Annotated in this window: 17 protein-coding genes; 9 read left to right on the top strand and 8 right to left on the bottom strand. The window is 44.7% G+C overall.

What is annotated here, in order from left to right:
• Nucleotides 1-341, bottom strand: a 341-nt coding sequence (locus tag H583_RS34560) for a hypothetical protein (protein WP_036711339.1), incomplete at its 3' end; no start/stop codon positions are given.
• A gap of 374 nt (nt 342-715) precedes the next feature.
• Between H583_RS34560 and H583_RS0127925 the strand changes: the two genes are divergently transcribed.
• Nucleotides 716-1,441, top strand: a complete 726-nt coding sequence (locus H583_RS0127925) for a YoaK family protein (protein WP_028563363.1) — start codon at nt 716-718, stop codon at nt 1,439-1,441.
• 285 nt (nt 1,442-1,726) lie between these two features.
• Nucleotides 1,727-2,719 (top strand): arsenic resistance protein, encoded by a 993-nt coding sequence (locus H583_RS0127920; RefSeq protein WP_028563362.1) that lies wholly within the window; start codon nt 1,727-1,729, stop codon nt 2,717-2,719.
• A gap of 116 nt (nt 2,720-2,835) precedes the next feature.
• On the opposite strand, the gene H583_RS0127915 is transcribed toward H583_RS0127920, so the two are convergent.
• A complete protein-coding gene (locus H583_RS0127915; protein WP_028563361.1) occupies nt 2,836-3,051 on the bottom strand; it encodes a hypothetical protein in 216 nt (71 codons plus the stop codon).
• A 139-nt stretch (nt 3,052-3,190) separates the two neighbouring features.
• Complete coding sequence (locus H583_RS0127910; protein WP_028563360.1) at nt 3,191-3,382, bottom strand: hypothetical protein; 192 nt, start codon at nt 3,380-3,382, stop codon at nt 3,191-3,193.
• A gap of 168 nt (nt 3,383-3,550) precedes the next feature.
• Here H583_RS0127910 and H583_RS36910 point away from each other — a divergent pair, with 168 nt between their 5' ends.
• The 4 genes from H583_RS36910 to H583_RS0127885 all read left to right on the top strand — a co-directional run bounded on the left by H583_RS36910 (nt 3,551) and on the right by H583_RS0127885 (nt 6,623).
• Entirely contained in the window at nt 3,551-4,051 is a 501-nt protein-coding gene (locus H583_RS36910) for a hypothetical protein (RefSeq protein WP_154666019.1), read from the top strand.
• Between the two features lie 203 nt (nt 4,052-4,254).
• On the top strand, nt 4,255-4,518 hold the full coding sequence (locus tag H583_RS0127905) for a hypothetical protein (protein ID WP_028563359.1): 264 nt from the start codon (nt 4,255-4,257) through the stop codon (nt 4,516-4,518).
• Nucleotides 4,519-5,323: 805 nt separating this feature from the next.
• Nucleotides 5,324-5,542: a 3-oxoacyl-[acyl-carrier-protein] synthase III C-terminal domain-containing protein gene (locus H583_RS0127890; RefSeq protein WP_028563357.1), complete on the top strand. Its 219-nt coding sequence runs from the start codon at nt 5,324-5,326 to the stop codon at nt 5,540-5,542.
• 307 nt (nt 5,543-5,849) lie between these two features.
• Entirely contained in the window at nt 5,850-6,623 is a 774-nt protein-coding gene (locus tag H583_RS0127885) for an ANT(4')-I family aminoglycoside nucleotidyltransferase (protein WP_028563356.1), read from the top strand.
• A 360-nt stretch (nt 6,624-6,983) separates the two neighbouring features.
• Here H583_RS0127885 and H583_RS0127875 read toward each other — a convergent pair whose 3' ends face one another.
• Nucleotides 6,984-7,562, bottom strand: a complete 579-nt coding sequence (locus H583_RS0127875) for a TetR/AcrR family transcriptional regulator (protein ID WP_028563355.1) — start codon at nt 7,560-7,562, stop codon at nt 6,984-6,986.
• 121 nt (nt 7,563-7,683) lie between these two features.
• On the bottom strand, nt 7,684-8,673 hold the full coding sequence (locus H583_RS0127870; protein ID WP_028563354.1) for a helix-turn-helix domain-containing protein: 990 nt from the start codon (nt 8,671-8,673) through the stop codon (nt 7,684-7,686).
• A 404-nt stretch (nt 8,674-9,077) separates the two neighbouring features.
• Here H583_RS0127870 and H583_RS0127865 point away from each other — a divergent pair, with 404 nt between their 5' ends.
• Complete coding sequence (locus H583_RS0127865) at nt 9,078-10,160, top strand: tyrosine-type recombinase/integrase (RefSeq protein ID WP_161631228.1); 1,083 nt, start codon at nt 9,078-9,080, stop codon at nt 10,158-10,160.
• A 75-nt stretch (nt 10,161-10,235) separates the two neighbouring features.
• Here H583_RS0127865 and H583_RS0127860 read toward each other — a convergent pair whose 3' ends face one another.
• Nucleotides 10,236-10,787 carry a hypothetical protein gene (locus H583_RS0127860; protein WP_028563352.1) on the bottom strand — a complete coding sequence of 184 codons (552 nt, stop codon included), beginning with the start codon at nt 10,785-10,787 and terminating at the stop codon, nt 10,236-10,238.
• Nucleotides 10,788-11,499: 712 nt separating this feature from the next.
• On the opposite strand from H583_RS0127860, the gene H583_RS0127845 reads away from it, so the two are divergent.
• Nucleotides 11,500-11,976, top strand: a complete 477-nt coding sequence (locus H583_RS0127845; RefSeq protein ID WP_028563350.1) for a C40 family peptidase — start codon at nt 11,500-11,502, stop codon at nt 11,974-11,976.
• Here the strand turns inward: H583_RS0127845 and H583_RS36905 are convergent.
• Nucleotides 11,973-12,215, bottom strand: a complete 243-nt coding sequence (locus H583_RS36905) for a hypothetical protein (protein WP_154666018.1) — start codon at nt 12,213-12,215, stop codon at nt 11,973-11,975. The two genes, H583_RS0127845 and H583_RS36905, sit on opposite strands and share 4 nt — an antisense overlap.
• 314 nt (nt 12,216-12,529) lie before the next feature.
• Between H583_RS36905 and xerS the strand changes: the two genes are divergently transcribed.
• A complete protein-coding gene (gene xerS / locus H583_RS0127835) occupies nt 12,530-13,609 on the top strand; it encodes a tyrosine recombinase XerS (protein ID WP_028563349.1) in 1,080 nt (359 codons plus the stop codon).
• A gap of 133 nt (nt 13,610-13,742) precedes the next feature.
• On the opposite strand, the gene H583_RS34555 is transcribed toward xerS, so the two are convergent.
• Complete coding sequence (locus tag H583_RS34555) at nt 13,743-16,001, bottom strand: alpha/beta hydrolase (protein WP_051237152.1); 2,259 nt, start codon at nt 15,999-16,001, stop codon at nt 13,743-13,745.
• Nucleotides 16,002-16,036: the final 35 nt, after the last annotated feature.

Below are 16,036 nucleotides of genomic sequence, written 5' to 3'. Positions count from 1 at the left end.
GTCGCTCCTGTCGGGCCGGTTGGACCTGTTGCTCCCGTCGCTCCTGTCGGCCCGGTCGGACCTGTCGCTCCCGTTGCTCCTGTCGGACCTGTCGCTCCTGTCGCTCCTGTCGGGCCAGTTGGACCTGTCGCTCCCGTCGCTCCTGTCGGACCAGTCGGACCTGTCGCTCCTGTCGGGCCAGTTGAACCTGTTACTCCCGTCGCTCCTGTCGGACCTGTCGGACCTGTTGCTCCTGTCGGCCCGGTCGGGCATTTCGTACAGCACATAGGGCTGTTGCATGAAGAATAAATGACACCCGACCGGCAGTACGTATTGCTGCCGCTGCCATAAATGATTTCCAACTATAGCCCCTCCTGCTCTATTTAAATTCACAATCTATATAAATGAAGCAAAAATATCCGCTGCTTCTGCAAATTTCCCTTTCTATAATGAATGTCATCTCCCTCCCATTTGCCTGTACGATCACCCTCAATCCCATTGAAAGGGCACCATTTAATAGACAGATAAGAACAGATCAATTAAAAGCATGTCCGCCTTGTTTGAAGACTCACAGCGTACCGTGATTTATTTTCAATCCTTTTCGTTTATTTCCATTCCAAAACAAGCTACAATTAAAAGGTAATTACTTCCGTATCGGTACGCCAGACTTTCTTTTTTAGGCGATAATTCTGCAAGCTGAACAACAATTAGATTTTTGTATAGATGAAGGAGGAAAATGACATTGTCTCAAGGAGCTTGGCGCAATTTTTTGCTGTTAATGTTATGTCTGACGGCCGGGATTGTAGATGTAATCGGATTCCTTGAGCTGGGTCACGTATTTACAGCCAATATGACAGGCAACATCGTGCTTCTTGGAATGGCTATCGGACAATCTCAAGAGTTGGCCGTACTGCGGGCCCTTGTTGCTCTGATCGGCTTCATGGCGGGTAATGTGGCTGGTGCTGTAATTATAGGGACGGGAAGCAAAAAGGAGTTTTGGGCACGTAAAGTTACAATGATTTTGACCTTGGAATGTATGATTTTGCTTGCCTTCAGCATCGTGTTCCGCCTGATTGGTGCAGAAGGTCTTACGGTCTACGCACTTATTGCATTGCTAAGCTGCGCTATGGGCTTGCAGACAACGGCGGCCCGCAAGCTGTCAATTGCCAGCATTACTACAACAGTTCTGACGAGCACGCTGACCCACATGGTGGAGGATACCGTTGCAGTGCTGCGCCATCTTAGGAAACGCCGACTAGACCAAGCATTACCCTATGCTGTTATGACTGGAGAGTCTATTCTTCGTGTGACTGCATTAGCGGTCTATCTGATTGGTGCGATTGCAGGCGCTCTGACCTTTAATTTACAGTTATCTTTTATGATTTGGATACCTGCTATTTTGCTAGGCGGTGTCGTCATTATGGCCTATATGCGGTTTCACCGCCAGCAGCTTGAACAATAATACAAAAACCATTGCAGCAGCACGGTATTACCCGTTCCAGGCAGCAATGGTTTTTAATGCAATAAAGTTTACATAACATAAATTAAGTTAACCAAAATCGCGTTTTAGCTCTCTCCGTCTTAAATTCGTATCCTTCTCATATTTCTCTACTCAAATCATCTCCGCTCCTTTTGACAAATTCTGTTCTAGCGTTTACGCTAAAACATGCACGAAATGAAAGATTACTCAACTAAGAGACTTCGCTGTACTATTTTCAGATAAATGACAAAGGGGATTTACAGATACATGTTTAGCAGAGAAAAGCTTGAGCAGCATCAGGCCGGGCTATACGCCGTCATATTGATTATCTCGGCAGCGCTTGGGCTGTTCGCACCTGGTTTAACGGCAAAACTGGACAATAGCATTTTGATTTCCGTTATTATTGCGATTTTAATGTATGGAATGTTCACTCAAATTCCTTTCGTAACGATTAAAGAATCCTTCCGGAATTTACGCTTTATCTGGGCAATTCTGACCGTCAACTATGTTGCAGTTCCAGCCGTTGTCTGGGTGCTGTCACAGTTTTTGCCGGACCACCCTCCTGTCTTGCTGGGGGTTTATCTGGTGCTGCTGGCTCCGTGCATTGATTATGTTATTGTATTTACATACTTAGGCCGGGGCAACGAAAAGCTCATGCTAATGTCTACGCCAGTGCTGTTCATTACACAAATGATTTTGCTGCCGCTCTATTTATGGCTGTTTATGGGGAAAAGTGCTGCGGAAATCGTTAACCCGGGGCCATTTATTGAGGCGTTTGTAATCATAATCCTGCTGCCGCTTATAATTGCCGTTATGATTCAGCTTATTTCGAGAAAAGCGCCCTCCGGGCAAGCGTTGCTGGATTTCTCCGCATGGATTCCGGTACCCTTAATGGCACTGACGTTGTTTGTAGTGGTAACGTCGCAGATTGGCAAGTTGTCCGATCATATAGAACTTATTATCAAGGTAATTCCGGTCTATATCGCTTTTATGGCGATTATGCCTTTTATCGGGCGTCTGATTGTAAAATGGTTCCGGCTGGATGTTGAATCCGGCCGTGCAGTTATTTTCAGCGGCGGGACACGCAATTCATTGGTTGTGCTGCCGCTTGCGCTATCGTTGCCGGATAATTGGAGCACACTTGTTGCAGCGATTATCGTCACCCAGACGATTGTAGAGCTGGCTGGAGAATTGATCTATATTCGGTTCGTTCCAAATGTTATTTTAAAAGATTCGCGGGAACGCACAACAAAAAAATAAACGGATCATCATCCGGTTCACTTCTAAAGCTGCTTCCTTGTGACGAAACTCTTATCGTCCGCCTGAAGCAGCTTTTTCTGTTGGTTATAAGCCATTATCCAAAATCCTCAAATCCTTCACCCGTAAGGGAAATGCATTTCGATCTCCCAGCCACATACTGGTACTGCTTCACAGAAACTCAGCAATATAAGCAGCTTCTTCACAATTGCAGGGGTGTCGCTTATTGCATTAATTTCAAACGTTATTCTATCAATTTCAATGGATCTTAATTCAATTAAAATCCCTTCTATATTACTATTTTTTAACACGTTTACAATAATAACTATATTCATTTTCAGCTCCTTATTTTGGGTAACGAAAATATTAAAGCAAGTAGCAGACGGCTTCGCTTACATAATGTTGTTGGTTGCTGATTGGGGTTTGGGACTACAGAGGGTTTAAAAAATCACCTAATACATACAATCGCCGTTCCTACATAATAGCCGTGGGGATCATGGCCTTCATCCTCTCCAGCTTCTCCTCATCGGTCAGTACCTCAGTGAATACGGGCGGCGCTGGGGAATGGACACCCTTTGGAAAGAATATTCTGCGCAGCTCCAGCTCTGAAGTAACAGCTTGCGCAAGTGCTTGCCTCATCATTTCATCTCTGATTGTCATGCCCAAATCTATCAGCTCCTTGTGTTACGTTGGTTTGCAATAAAAGAGCAATCGAAGGTCTTCTGACTCAAATTCGAAATTAGGAATTTGGTATCAATTTTTGGAAATAAGAAGGAATTATTTCGATTTTATTGAATATTTTATGAGTACCAAAAATAAACCAGTATTAATGTAATGAAAAAAAGTTTGTTGGTTGGTGTGTTATCATTAGTTTTAGCTTTGGGATCAGTCTCACTTGCTTTAGCATCAAATAACGTGCCTCCAGACAAAATTTTGTCAATAGAATTAGCTCAGAGTATCCAGCATAATGCTATTAGTGAATCTCAAACACTGGAGCCTTTCATCTCTGTAACTAATGGAAGATTGAGCCTTGATGAAGCAGGTAAAGATTTAGTATCCTCGGAAACTTATGCCTTAGTTGAAAGCGGGATTGAAAGTTTAAATAGTTCAATTCAAGCTGGTGCCTCTGTAATTGATCTCGACAAAAGAATTGTTGTACCAGACAGTAATTTCACTCCTCCTACCCCTACAAGTGGCATCCTTACACCAATGGCAAGTTTCGGCACTTACTGGTGGGGTGTAGCACTTACAATGAGTGAATCAACTCATCTATGCTCTAAAACAAGTCTCTGCTGGTTTTGCCACAGAAGCTACCCTTGCCGGATTGCTGATTAATCTTGTTGGAGGACCCCAAATCCGGGCCGCTACTGCTGCTGGCGCTTTAGTTTCACTTGGTGCATTTTTAGTAGCTAATAGCTTAGAACATCATAACAATTCCAAAGGGGTAACCTTGAACTTACATTGGTTATTAGTCCCCTACTATGAGGTAACAAAGAACAGCTAGATGTCAAATGAACCATTGAAGGAGTGCGTAAAATATGTCCACCTTGGCGATTGCATTATTATGTATTTTTGCACTTATAGGCTTTTATGCTATTATAGCTGTACTGATTATTCGCATGATTTTCAAAAAAGCTAAACGGCCAAATTATATGAGTAGCATTTTCGTTTTATCCATTGTTCTTGTTGGAGCTATTGTTGACTGGATACTTTATCAAACCGATTTCATTCCTTTTACATCAGCTCTAATGATTATTTTATTTTCTTCGATCGTCGCACGACATAAGAGACTTCAAAATTAAAGAGCACTACCCTAAGGCCGCTTGCAACTAAAAAGCTTTCTTTTTCTTGTGTTAAGTTGGTTTTCGGTTAGGCAGGAGTCCGAACATGCATTCTGGACACCACAGCACCTCATTCCCGCCTCCCCCCCCCATCCATCAACTGAACGCAAAAAAGCCCCAAGGGCTTAAAACTGCTCCTGAGGCTCCACATTCCTTATTTATTTCATCCAACAAATCCCAAGAGAATTAGGGCATTTTACTTACCAGCTCAAACATGGTTATTGGGCGGCAATGAGAGAACAGTTTTTACTCCGGGGTTTCCCCCTAAAAGCATCGCACAGATCATCATCAATTCTCTTAATCTGTTCAAAATACATTCTTTTCAGCTCTGGATCTTGTTCCATTTTAAGGAGCTCAAATAATTGGTTTTGCTAAGGTTATAACTTTCTATAACATCTGAAGTAACCGTTTTCAGATTTTTCACTGCTGTTTCTTCAATAATAACATTATTAAGTGCATCCAATGTATGTACACCTCCTTGTATCATCATTTAATTAGCGACTTATTTATTGTGCTTGGCTCCCGCCTGAGCGCGAAAATCATCCCATAACACTGATTCAGTTTGACACTGACCCTACGTTTATTGGCAAAATTCTGACTTCCAGAACCATTTCCGTAATGGGCGATTTGCGCGAAAATCTGGGGTACTATCTTAACGGTCTCGACAGAAGCTCGATTGAGAAGCGAGATGCTGAAGGCATCATCTACCATGATGAGCTCCCCCAGCTTGCCGGACTATCACTTGCGTCTGTATTGATTTTCACAATTGTCGCTTCCCAGCCTCAGGCGTGTAGCTAAAAACATCGGGATCAGCAGCGATGCTGCTGTTTACATTGGTGATGAATTCGGCTACACCTCCACAAGCAGTCCCTTCATTGCTTTTCATAAAGCCGTGACAACCGGCCAAATCAAACGGGGTGATAAAGTTCTGTTCTGGACGGTGGGTGCAGGATGGCAGAATGTGGCCTTTGTTCTTGAATACTGAGTAATTTACATTATCTGATATCAAGAAGAGTCTTCTCGCTGTCTAGATAATTTATCTATTTTGATATTAGTTAACATAATATTTATTAAGTTAACTAATATCATGATGCATAACTTTTTAATTATCCTGCTTCTCTCCTTTCATTGATTTTAAAATAGCGATAACATACAATTTAGATTAGATAAGGAATCAAACGATGATAAGGGAGTACGATAAAATGCCAAAGATAAAAGTGCCTCGTTAAGCCCGTGGCCCCCCATTTCTTTTCATTCTCTGATTGACATAAAAAACTTAGGGAGAGATGAAAATGAATAGAAATGGACCCGCAAAAATGACACGTGATGAAAGACTCGCAAACTGCGATATCATTGCGCAACGTCTGCATAAGGCTTATGGTGATCAACTGCTCGCAATCGGAGTCTACGGCTCTATGGCAAGAGGCACGGATGCACCCTACTCGGACATTGAAATATTTTGTGTATTAAGGGACGGTAATGCAGCAACAGTGGAGTGCTGCTATGAATGGTCAATGGGATCATGGAAAGCAGAAGTCGATGTACGGACAGCAGATACACTGCTTCATGAGGCGGCTCTTGTTGAGGGCGACTGGCCGCTCACACACGGCCCGTACTTTCAGGTGCTCAGCTTGTATGATCCTGAACATTTTTTCCCGCGCCTGAGGCTAAAAGCTGAAACCCCCTCCCCTGCTGACTTTAAGTCCGCTATTGATGAGGTCTTGGTTGGAGAAGTGATGGAGCTGGCCGGCAAATTAAGAAATGCCGAATTGCAAGGCAACTTTGCATATATACCATATTTGGCGATGAAAATGTCCCACTATGGGGCCATGCTGATCGGACTCCATAACCGTAAGCTTTTTACAACCGGTGCATTGGTTATGGCGGAAGCGTTGGCGATGCCGGATCGGCCAACAGGCTTTGATCAGCTTGCAGAGCTTGTCATGTCCGGCAGATTGGATAATCCGTCACAAACTGTTGCGGCTTGCGAAGCCTTCTGGGACGGCCTGGAGACTTGGGCTGGCGAGCATAACTACGTCATCCATACACGCAGATTTCCTTTTTAACAAGCTATGAAAGCTGTCTTAATCAACATTAGAAATACGGAACTATGGACTCTATTTGACTATTTCTTTTCCGGGGAGCTCGCATAATGAAAAAGCGTTGGAAGCTAGTTTTCGATACTGAGCCCAAAAAACTGGTGGCGTGGATATCCATTCTTGTATTGATCATGCTTTTGGCCATGGGAAGTATTGTATCCTCCCAAAGCTAGCGGCCACAGAGCAATAATAAAGGCAGCCTGTGGCTCGGCTTCTATAACCATATCCCTCGTAAATAGACACTACAATAAGAAGGGTTGCAGCCTGCCTGGCTGCAACCCTTCTTCATTACTTTTAAACGTTTTATGAAAGCAATAGCTCGTAACGTTACCGGTCCAAAATCTCCATGGACAGCTTTGCAATGCGGCGAAGCTTGTCCATATCCGGAGTAGCCCGCTTCCATACCCGTATTCCGATCAAGGCATTATGGAGTGATTCAGCAAGCTCATCCGCATTGCGGCTGCTGACAAACTCACCTGCCTCCTGACCCTGCTGAATAATTTTCGCCAGCATCTGCTCAGCCTGGATAAATCCTTCGGTCGTGATTGCATTGGCTTCGTTATCCCGCAATCCCAGCTCAACGGCTGCATTAACGTATAAGCATCCTGCAGGGCCATTATCCATGCCTTCAATCATGAGATCAAAAATAAACTGGATTGCCTCTCTTGCCGTTTCACTTCGCTTAACCCCATGCTCAAGTGTTGTATTTGTAATTTGGGCATACCTGTTCATCGCTTGCATATATAAGGCATGCTTGTCCCCAAAGGTATCATATAAGCTTCTGCGGTGAATGCCCATATGCTCGACAAGGTCAGCCATGGATGTCTTCTCGTAACCTTGTTCCCAGAACAGGTGCATAGCCTTATGCAGCACTTCACTTTCTTCAAATTCTTTGCTTCTTGCCATGCGAGCCCCTCCTTTACATAACCATACCATTTATAGAATGATCGGTAAATAATTAATTTATGCCGCTTGATGCTCCATACTGCTAATTCAGCTTCAATCAGCTAATGATCTCAGGAGATATTTATTGAAAAAAGCGCTCAAGCTTCTCTTCGAGCCATTCCTGCACGGACTGGTTCTCCCTCTCTGCCAGGCGCAGCAAGGTCTGCTTCTTGGCATCCGGCAAATAGACGGTGATCGGCGAAAGTCCGGTATCAATGAGTACACCATCATACTTGACAATGATTTCTCCCGTCCGTAAAAACAGCCGGAGCTTATCAATAAAATCCGGATGTGTCTCGGGCAAAATCCCCTTCAGCACTGACTTACGCACCTCCACCGTCAAGTCCTGCCCGGCGTGTACACGCATATTGGAAGGCCCGATCTGCTTGAACATCTCTTCAATCATCGTATAAATGAAGGAGTCAATGCCGCGCGGAACAGGAAATTTGAACAAGGCATAGCCATAGGCGGTATTCAGCTTGCGGTCTGAAATATGAAGCTCCGGATGCCAGCCGTCTGCCACAGCTTCCTTATATAGAAGACGTTCATTGTCTTCCGTTTGCAAGATCGCCTCCACCTGACGATTGCTGACCCGCTTCAGCTCCATTAACCGGGCCTTCCTGTCTTCCTTCACAAACGGCTGATAAAGGAACAGCCCGGTTTTCTTGTCGTAAATGGTCTCGTACTTGCCCGCATCCGGGTTCTCCTGCACATACCGTTCCAATTCTGTTTCTTCTATAAAATATGTCCGCTTGCCCCGGTACTCTCCCTCATAAAAGGCCAGGCTCCCTTCATGCAGCAGCTTATGAATAAAGGTGGTCGAACGGCCAATCTTTTTTGCGGCCTCTGCTGAGGTAAGATCTTGTTTCGTATAGTGCCCCTTTAACTGCTCTACGTCCCCGGATCGAAAACGATATCCCCCATCACCGCGATGGGTTGTCCGGTTAACAGGCTCCAGCCGTTTGGACGGATCAGTATGATTAATAATTTTATATAAAGATGTCGGAGTTATGCCCAGTGCTTCAGCGGCCTGGGTGACGTCCAGATATTCGCTATGCGGTCCGGTTATCATCTGTATCTTCGCCTTTCTTTAATGAGCATCATTTCGTTTCAAAATCAGAGTCATTTTATAGATGTGATCAATCTATTATACAATTCCAATCGCATTTTATAAAGATTAGAATATCAATTTTCTTTATTAATTTTAATATTAATTTGAACTCAAAATTCGAATTCAGTTTTATAATTTTATCGTAATTAAGATTATTAAGTTCAATCTAAAAGATTGTACTGTTATTTTAGATCGATCCTCCTTTATGCATTTCTTGTGTCTTATTAGCTTTTTAAACAGGTTATCAATTGGTATAATTATGTTATGTATCTGTCCATTTGTTTTGTTTTTATATATACTTAGGAATAGAAGTTTTATTTAGAAATATATAATTCAGTCTAACCATGAATGGAGATGAACTAGTGGTGAGCAATTTAATACCGGGACAAGATGTCTCCTATTTAGTTGATGGCTCCGCATCCGTCCATTCCCTTCCCACTGCGGCGCTGCTTCCCTTTATGCTGGAAGATACGCATGTTCAGAGCGTCATGAAGATCATTTCTGCCGATGAAGATGAACAGGGCAATTATAACTTCTCCCCTATTTCCAATCTGGGGATGATGTACTTATATGTTCACAACCGGGATAAGCGGCGCAAGGCCAGTACGAAAAAAGAATATTTGCGGGAGCTGCTGGTTCTGCTTCGTTATGTAACCGAGCTTGGCAAAGCGGATATACGGGAGCTTACCCGTATGGATATGGAGTTGTTCCAGTCTCATTTGGAACAGCGGACGAAGAAGAGCAGCACGCTAGGAAAGAAGGTTGTCATTGTGCAGTCTTTTTTGAAGTGGTGTTATGAGGAAAATTATTTGAGCAAAAATATTGCGCGGGGTCTGCGCCCTGTTCATAAAAACCGTGCGGAGATTCCCGACCATGATATAGAAGAAACAGATTTGCGGCAGGCGATTGCATATTATGAGGATAATCCGAAGATAAAAGCATTGCTGTTGATTCTGGCGACAAGCGGACTGCGCCTGAATGAGGTTATTGCCCCGTGTTGGGGTGATCTCTACTATGATCCGCGCCGCAAACGATACTACTTGCGGACAAAGACCAAACGGGACAAGCTGCGCCATGCCCATATTAAGGATTACGCACTCGAAGCGTTGCTGGAATACCGCCGCAGGCTCGGCATGTGTACGGAAGTGAATGGCAAGGACAGCTCGCCGTTTTACCCAAACCGCCATCATAAGCATTATTCCTTATCGAGCCTGTCCACCTCCCTGTCTCAGTGCATGGCCGAAGCCGGACTAACGACAATCCATGGCAATCGCATTACACCCCATTATTTGAGGCATTACTTTACACAGACGGCCTACGCCAAGGGCGCTCCACTTGACTGGATATCGGAGACGTTGGACCATTCCAGCACCAAAATCACAAAAGACAACTATCTGAGCCGTATTATGAAAAAAGAACGGGACGTTAGTGATTATGTAGATCTATAAATCTTCAGGAATCAAAATAAAATCGTGCTGCCCCTGAGCAGGGACAGCACGAAAAAGATAAGATGAATCTATTAATTAGCGGTATCCATCAAGCGGCTTTTCGTCCGCATGTTCCAGTTGGATAAAAAGTTCCGGGCTGCGTCTTATATAGGCAGCAATTCTCGCAATACTTGCATCCGCAAGCTTTTTGAACAGCCCATATTGCTGCTCCATGCCTCTCTTGAGTTCAGGTTCACGGTCAAGATCAGTAAGCACATTGTCCTCCCACTGCCGGCCTTTTCTTCGATTCTGCACTTCAATGACCCGAATTGACTCCTCAAGGTGCTCCTGCATTTCCGTATCCTCAAAAAATTGCAAACCGCTTATGACGCCAGACCAATAGCCTTCCTGTTTTTTTAGAATCGAAAGCCAACCATAGTATTCTCCTGCTGAACCTTTGGCATGATCATACATAACCCGGAACATGAAAATTGCACGCTGTGCAGCATGAAGACGTTGAACTACCGCTGCTTTTACCGTTTCACTCTTGCCCCTGACCTCCATAAGAGCAGGTTCGATACAAGTCCATGCCAATCTTTCGTCTTCCATTGAATTCAGGTCTTGCTGCGTCATCTGAACAAATACCATTCTATTCCCCCAATTTTCATAGTCTTGCCACTTCACTATATAAAAAAAGGATAACATTGTAAATCAATTTATAAAAATAGATTTACAATATAGTGATGACTGGTGTTGATAGAATTTAGGTTTACATAATATATAATATGTATACTTTCAATAGCTTCCGTCCACTTTAAATGACTCCTTTGAGCCCGGGCAGCAATCCACGTCCCATCCTCAACGCTAGCTACAAAATGCTTGCCATTCACTCCCATTATCCTTCCCCATTTTTAATTACAAAAGACAGTACAAATCCTCCTCTGATGTTCAGTATGAAATATGCAATCACACAGGGCATGTACAGCAAAGCCATTGTCCAGTAAGAGTGAAATAAATCCTCTTCCTTCTATAATAAGCAGCCACGCCAATAGCGAATCATCACGATTCAAAATGAACGGAAATAAGTAAACGTAATATATATTATGTAAACTAATAATTCAAAGCCAAACAATTCCGTTCCCCTTGCAGCTTTATTATGAGAATCCTGTCTTTATGCCAGGTTTAAAAATTAGAATTTTTTCATGGTAATCTCATAAACGCGGAGGATCGTTGAAGGGATAGCCTTTTCACTCTTACTGTAAATAATTGTTAAAAAAATCTGTGGTATAGTTATTCTTGGCTCCACGAAACAAGTGAAGTCTTCATACTTCGACAACAAACGGAGGGAAAAACCGGGAATATGTTTAAACAAAAATTTTACCGTAAACTTATCATGACATGCTTGTGCACATCCATCGGACTCTCTGCTTTGGCTTTTGGTCCGTCCAATCAAGTCAGCGCCGCTACGTCCGAAGCTACTGAAATCATTTCAGCTGGAAAAGATCTCTTGGGAACCCCATATAGATATGGTTCTTCCGGAACGACCAGTTCATTCGACTGTTCTTCCTTTGTACAATACGTATTCAATCAAAGTGATATTTCTCTGCCCCGCACGTCTTCCGACCAAGCAGGAATTGGCGAAAAAGTCAGCAAAAGCTCCTTGAGCCGCGGTGACCTCATGTTCTTCAATACAAACGGAAAAAGCATAAGCCACGTTGCGATCTACATAGGTGACAACAAAATGATCCATGCTTCCACTAGTCAGGGCGTAACCATTACAGATATCAATAACAGCTACTGGAAAAATAAATATGTTACTGCACGCAGAGTGCTTTAGTTCATTGACATAACTGCAATTATATCAATGAGCCACACTCCACGCTTAAACCCGCAAGAACACTCATCATCCCCGCGACCACCTCTTCCCAGGTGGTTTTTTGTTTCTAAATAATAAGACGGAACAGATGCGCCAAAGGTTGCAATTCCGTCACAATTTTTTTTATAAAAAAACAGCGCCTGTCTACTATTACCCGGGAGCATCCCGGTACAAACAGGCACTGTTTTTCTTTTTTCCAAGGCTGCCCTTCAATTATTGGCTGTTAAACCTCTAATATGGCGTCCAAATGTTTTCAAGCAGAGCTTCTACAAGCTATTTCTTTTGCTCCCTTGTCCGGTTTCCTGCTTGATTTGCTCCAGAATGACGAGCAGTTCCTCCTTGGTCGGAATCTTCCTTTCCAATCGAATTCCCTCCTATGTATGAAAGCGTTATCCGCGCTTTAAAGGCGCTCATGTCCCATTATACTAGATAACTCCCCTAAGATGGCTTGGTAATGTCAGGGTATACAGCCATAGGCGGTGCTTGCTACAATAGAGGATAGAGGTGAGCCAACTTGAACATTTTGAAAGTAAAGGACCGCATAGAGCTCGACAAGCGAACCCCGGCAATGCCCTGGTATGTGGAGAAATTTATTAACTACAAGCTGCCCGATTTGTCCCCGTCCTCCCTGCTTGAATATGTCCGTGATTATGAGACCTTCATGGGCTGGCTCATAGCGGAAGGCTTGACCGCGGCAACCACGTTCAAAGAAATTCCGCTGGAGGATTTGGAGAAGCTGCACATGGACAGCATTGATCATTATAAAATGTTTCTGTCAACGTTCAAGCCGGAGACAAACAACCGGACTACGATATCCCGCAAGCTCTCCTCACTGCGCTCGCTGTTCCATTATTTAAGCCAGATTGCCGAGGATGAACAGTTTTACCCGCTGCTCAAACGCAATGTGATGGCCAAGGTCTCGATCAAGCGGACCCATAAGCCCAAGGATACAGCGTCCAAGCTCGAAGGCAAGCTGCTGCAGGAAGAGGAAATTTATGAGTTTATTCATTACATAAAGAGCCAATATCCGATTGACGTAGAAAAGAACAAGCAGGCGCTTTACTCCTATGAGAAAAATAAGGTACGAGACGCCTGCATCATTATTCTGATTCTGAATTCAGGCCTGCGTGTATCCGAGGTCGTTAATTTGAACATCGACGATATTGACCTGAAGAAGAAGCTCGCTTACGTATACCGCAAGGGAGCCAATGACGACACCTTCAAGACTCCAGTCTATTTCCGTCAGGAGGCTGTTGATGACCTGAATGAATATTTCGCTCTGCGTGAGCGGGAGTATCGTCCGCTAAAACGGGAGAAAGCATTGTTCCTCGCTATCGCCAACGGCAAAACGGAGGGCTCCCGCATGACGAAGCGGGCCATTCAGGAAATGGTCATCAAATATGCGAAGCGCTTCGGCAAGCCTTACCTGTCCGTTCACAAGCTGAGGCATTCCTTTGCTACCGATTACTATTTGCGCAATGATATTTACAAAACCCAGGAACAGCTTGGCCATTCTTCCCCGGAGACAACCCAAATCTACGCACACCTGACTGACCGGACGATGGCTGAAGCGATTGACCATCTCAAGGATTAAGTCCCCGGAAATAAGCAAAGCCTCTGCCGCCGCCGGAATGGAGCATTCCATTCCGGCAGTGACAGAGGCTTTTTCCAGCTTCAGATGACCCATGACCCATTTAACCCTAGCCGAATTTCGTAAATTTTGTCCTCTATAACTGATCAAGCCGTATATCATCCAGCCAAATCGTGCCGGACGGCGTCTGATCGAATATAAAATCAATTTTCCGGATTTGTTTGACATCAAGACTTTGTCCGTCTCCCCGATCAAACCCGTTCAGAGGAATGAAGAAATCCTGATAGACGGACTCGGCCGATGGACTTAGCTTCCCGTTGCGAATAAACGGCTCAAGCAGTGTCACGTTAAGATACTGGCTGATCAAGACCGGCTGTATAGCTTTGAAGTTGCTCAGCGGCTGCTTGATCATTGTCCCGTCCTGCAAGGTTACTTGTATGGACAGATCAAGCTCCTCCGGTTCATCGGAAGCTGCCCCGGGATCTCGTGCCAAGGAAAACACAAATTCTGAAGCGCTGTTCAGCCTCTCAGCCGTGCTCTTGGGGATCTCAAGACTATATCTTCCCTTCCCCTGCTCCCAAGTCAGCCTGACGGCCCGGTTCAGCCGCGAGCCGTTCACCCGGTTCTTCTTGTTTTCCTCGTCCCATTCCATCAGATTCGCAGCCTCCAGACTGCCCTTCTTCAAAGTCGTCGTCTCCTGATTCTCATCCTCCTCATAATCTGCGAGCGGCAGCATTTCAGAGTCATCATACCGGCTTAAATAATTGGTTTGCGGCAGCACACCGGTAATCTTTCGCCAGTCCTTAAACATCGGAATATATTCCTTGCGGCCGTGAATTGTCGCCTCCAAAAATGCGGCAATGTACGCTTTGGCAATCAGTCGCTGTTCCTCTCCCGCCATAATCGAATTCGTGTTCATCAGCATGCGGAAAGGCAGCTTGATATCATGCTTGCCCCAGCTTGTATTGAACTGGCCGTGATTGGCCTGCTCCACATATAATGAAGCTTTCATATAGAACCCTTGATCCACTTCACTCGGCTCGAACGTTACACGGTCATACTGGCGGTCGCCGTCAAAGGTGCTGACATCGGAATCATAGGCGCCTTGAATAACAAAATAATTAACATTTTTAAGATCAGGATAGCTCTTCTCGAGCTTTTTGTCAGTCGGAGCAATCGCAATAATCGTCTTGATCGAGTACTGAATACCGGTCAGCACGTCCTTCCGTCCGGCCCGCTCATAATAATCATCGAATCCGGCCGCCAACACTGCGGCCTGTCCGCCGCGGGAATGGCCAATCAGTGCGATATCATCAAAATTAATCTTATTGTATAAGGTATGATTCCGGTCATCGCTCCACTCGTCCAACTGCTTCAAATGCTTAATCATCATCCATGCTCTAAGGGCATAATCTTCGGAAGGAATACCGGACACCATTGAATAATTTGCGAAATTCTCATCGATGGATACGGTTATGAAACCTCTGCTTGCCAGCAATTCCCCCAAATACGCATATCCGTCATCGGAGAAATCCTCCATATTATGGTTCCCATGCACGACCAGGACAAGCGGGAATGGCCCATCCCCTTCCGGCATCCAGACTCTGCCGTTGATCGGGAGCCCCTTTTCATCGAATCCCCAATAAACAGTTCTCAGCCTGCTCCAGTCTTTAATGAAAGCAGAAGCATCAGCCGTCGTTGAGATCCAGTCCGCATTTCGTCCAAATTCGCTTCTTCTGGCGTCATTTCCACTCCCGTAGGTGAACGTCCTCACCTTATAGCTGCCTTCCGTGACAGGCGGAACAAGCTGGGGATCAGGATGCGCCGAGTCAGCGGCAGACTCATCTTGAGCCGGCTCCCAATTTACGAGTGCCGGGACAGCGCCGTTCGCCTGCAGCCCCCCGTAATGGATAACTCCCAATGAGAGCACCAGCAGCACCAACGGACCCAGAGTTAAAGTCACTGTGCGCGGCGCTATCCGCTTAATTGGGATCAGCAGCAGATAGATGAAGCACCCTCCCAGTATTCCAAATATAGCCAAAGCCGCTGTCAGAATAAATGCTCCCGGCCAGTTCATATTAAAAAATGTAAAAATTTGCGGAAACACAGCAAAGATACTTACGATACTTCCAATAAAATATATAGGGAGCCTCCAGGGAAGCTGTACTAGTAAAAAGCAAACTACAAACATAATGGTAAATACGAGCACATTTCCGGCGGCAGCCACAGCGATCAACAGGACAAAATCAGCTGTGTAACCAAGACCGGTAAACATCGTAAGTCCGGTCTCCAGCCAAATAAACAAAAATACAGCATGCAAACCTATAAATGCAGCAATCAGCAGCTTCGGGTCCTGCTCCCGAAGCTTCCCGAGCCGCTTTTTAAAGCGATTCATTGCCAAGTCTCCTTCATATCCTGTAATGCGGAATA

Source organism: Paenibacillus pinihumi DSM 23905 = JCM 16419 (assembly GCF_000422505.1).
Classification (GTDB): Bacteria; Bacillota; Bacilli; order Paenibacillales; family Paenibacillaceae; genus Paenibacillus_D; species Paenibacillus_D pinihumi.
This window is presented reverse-complemented; position numbering and strand designations above follow the sequence as displayed.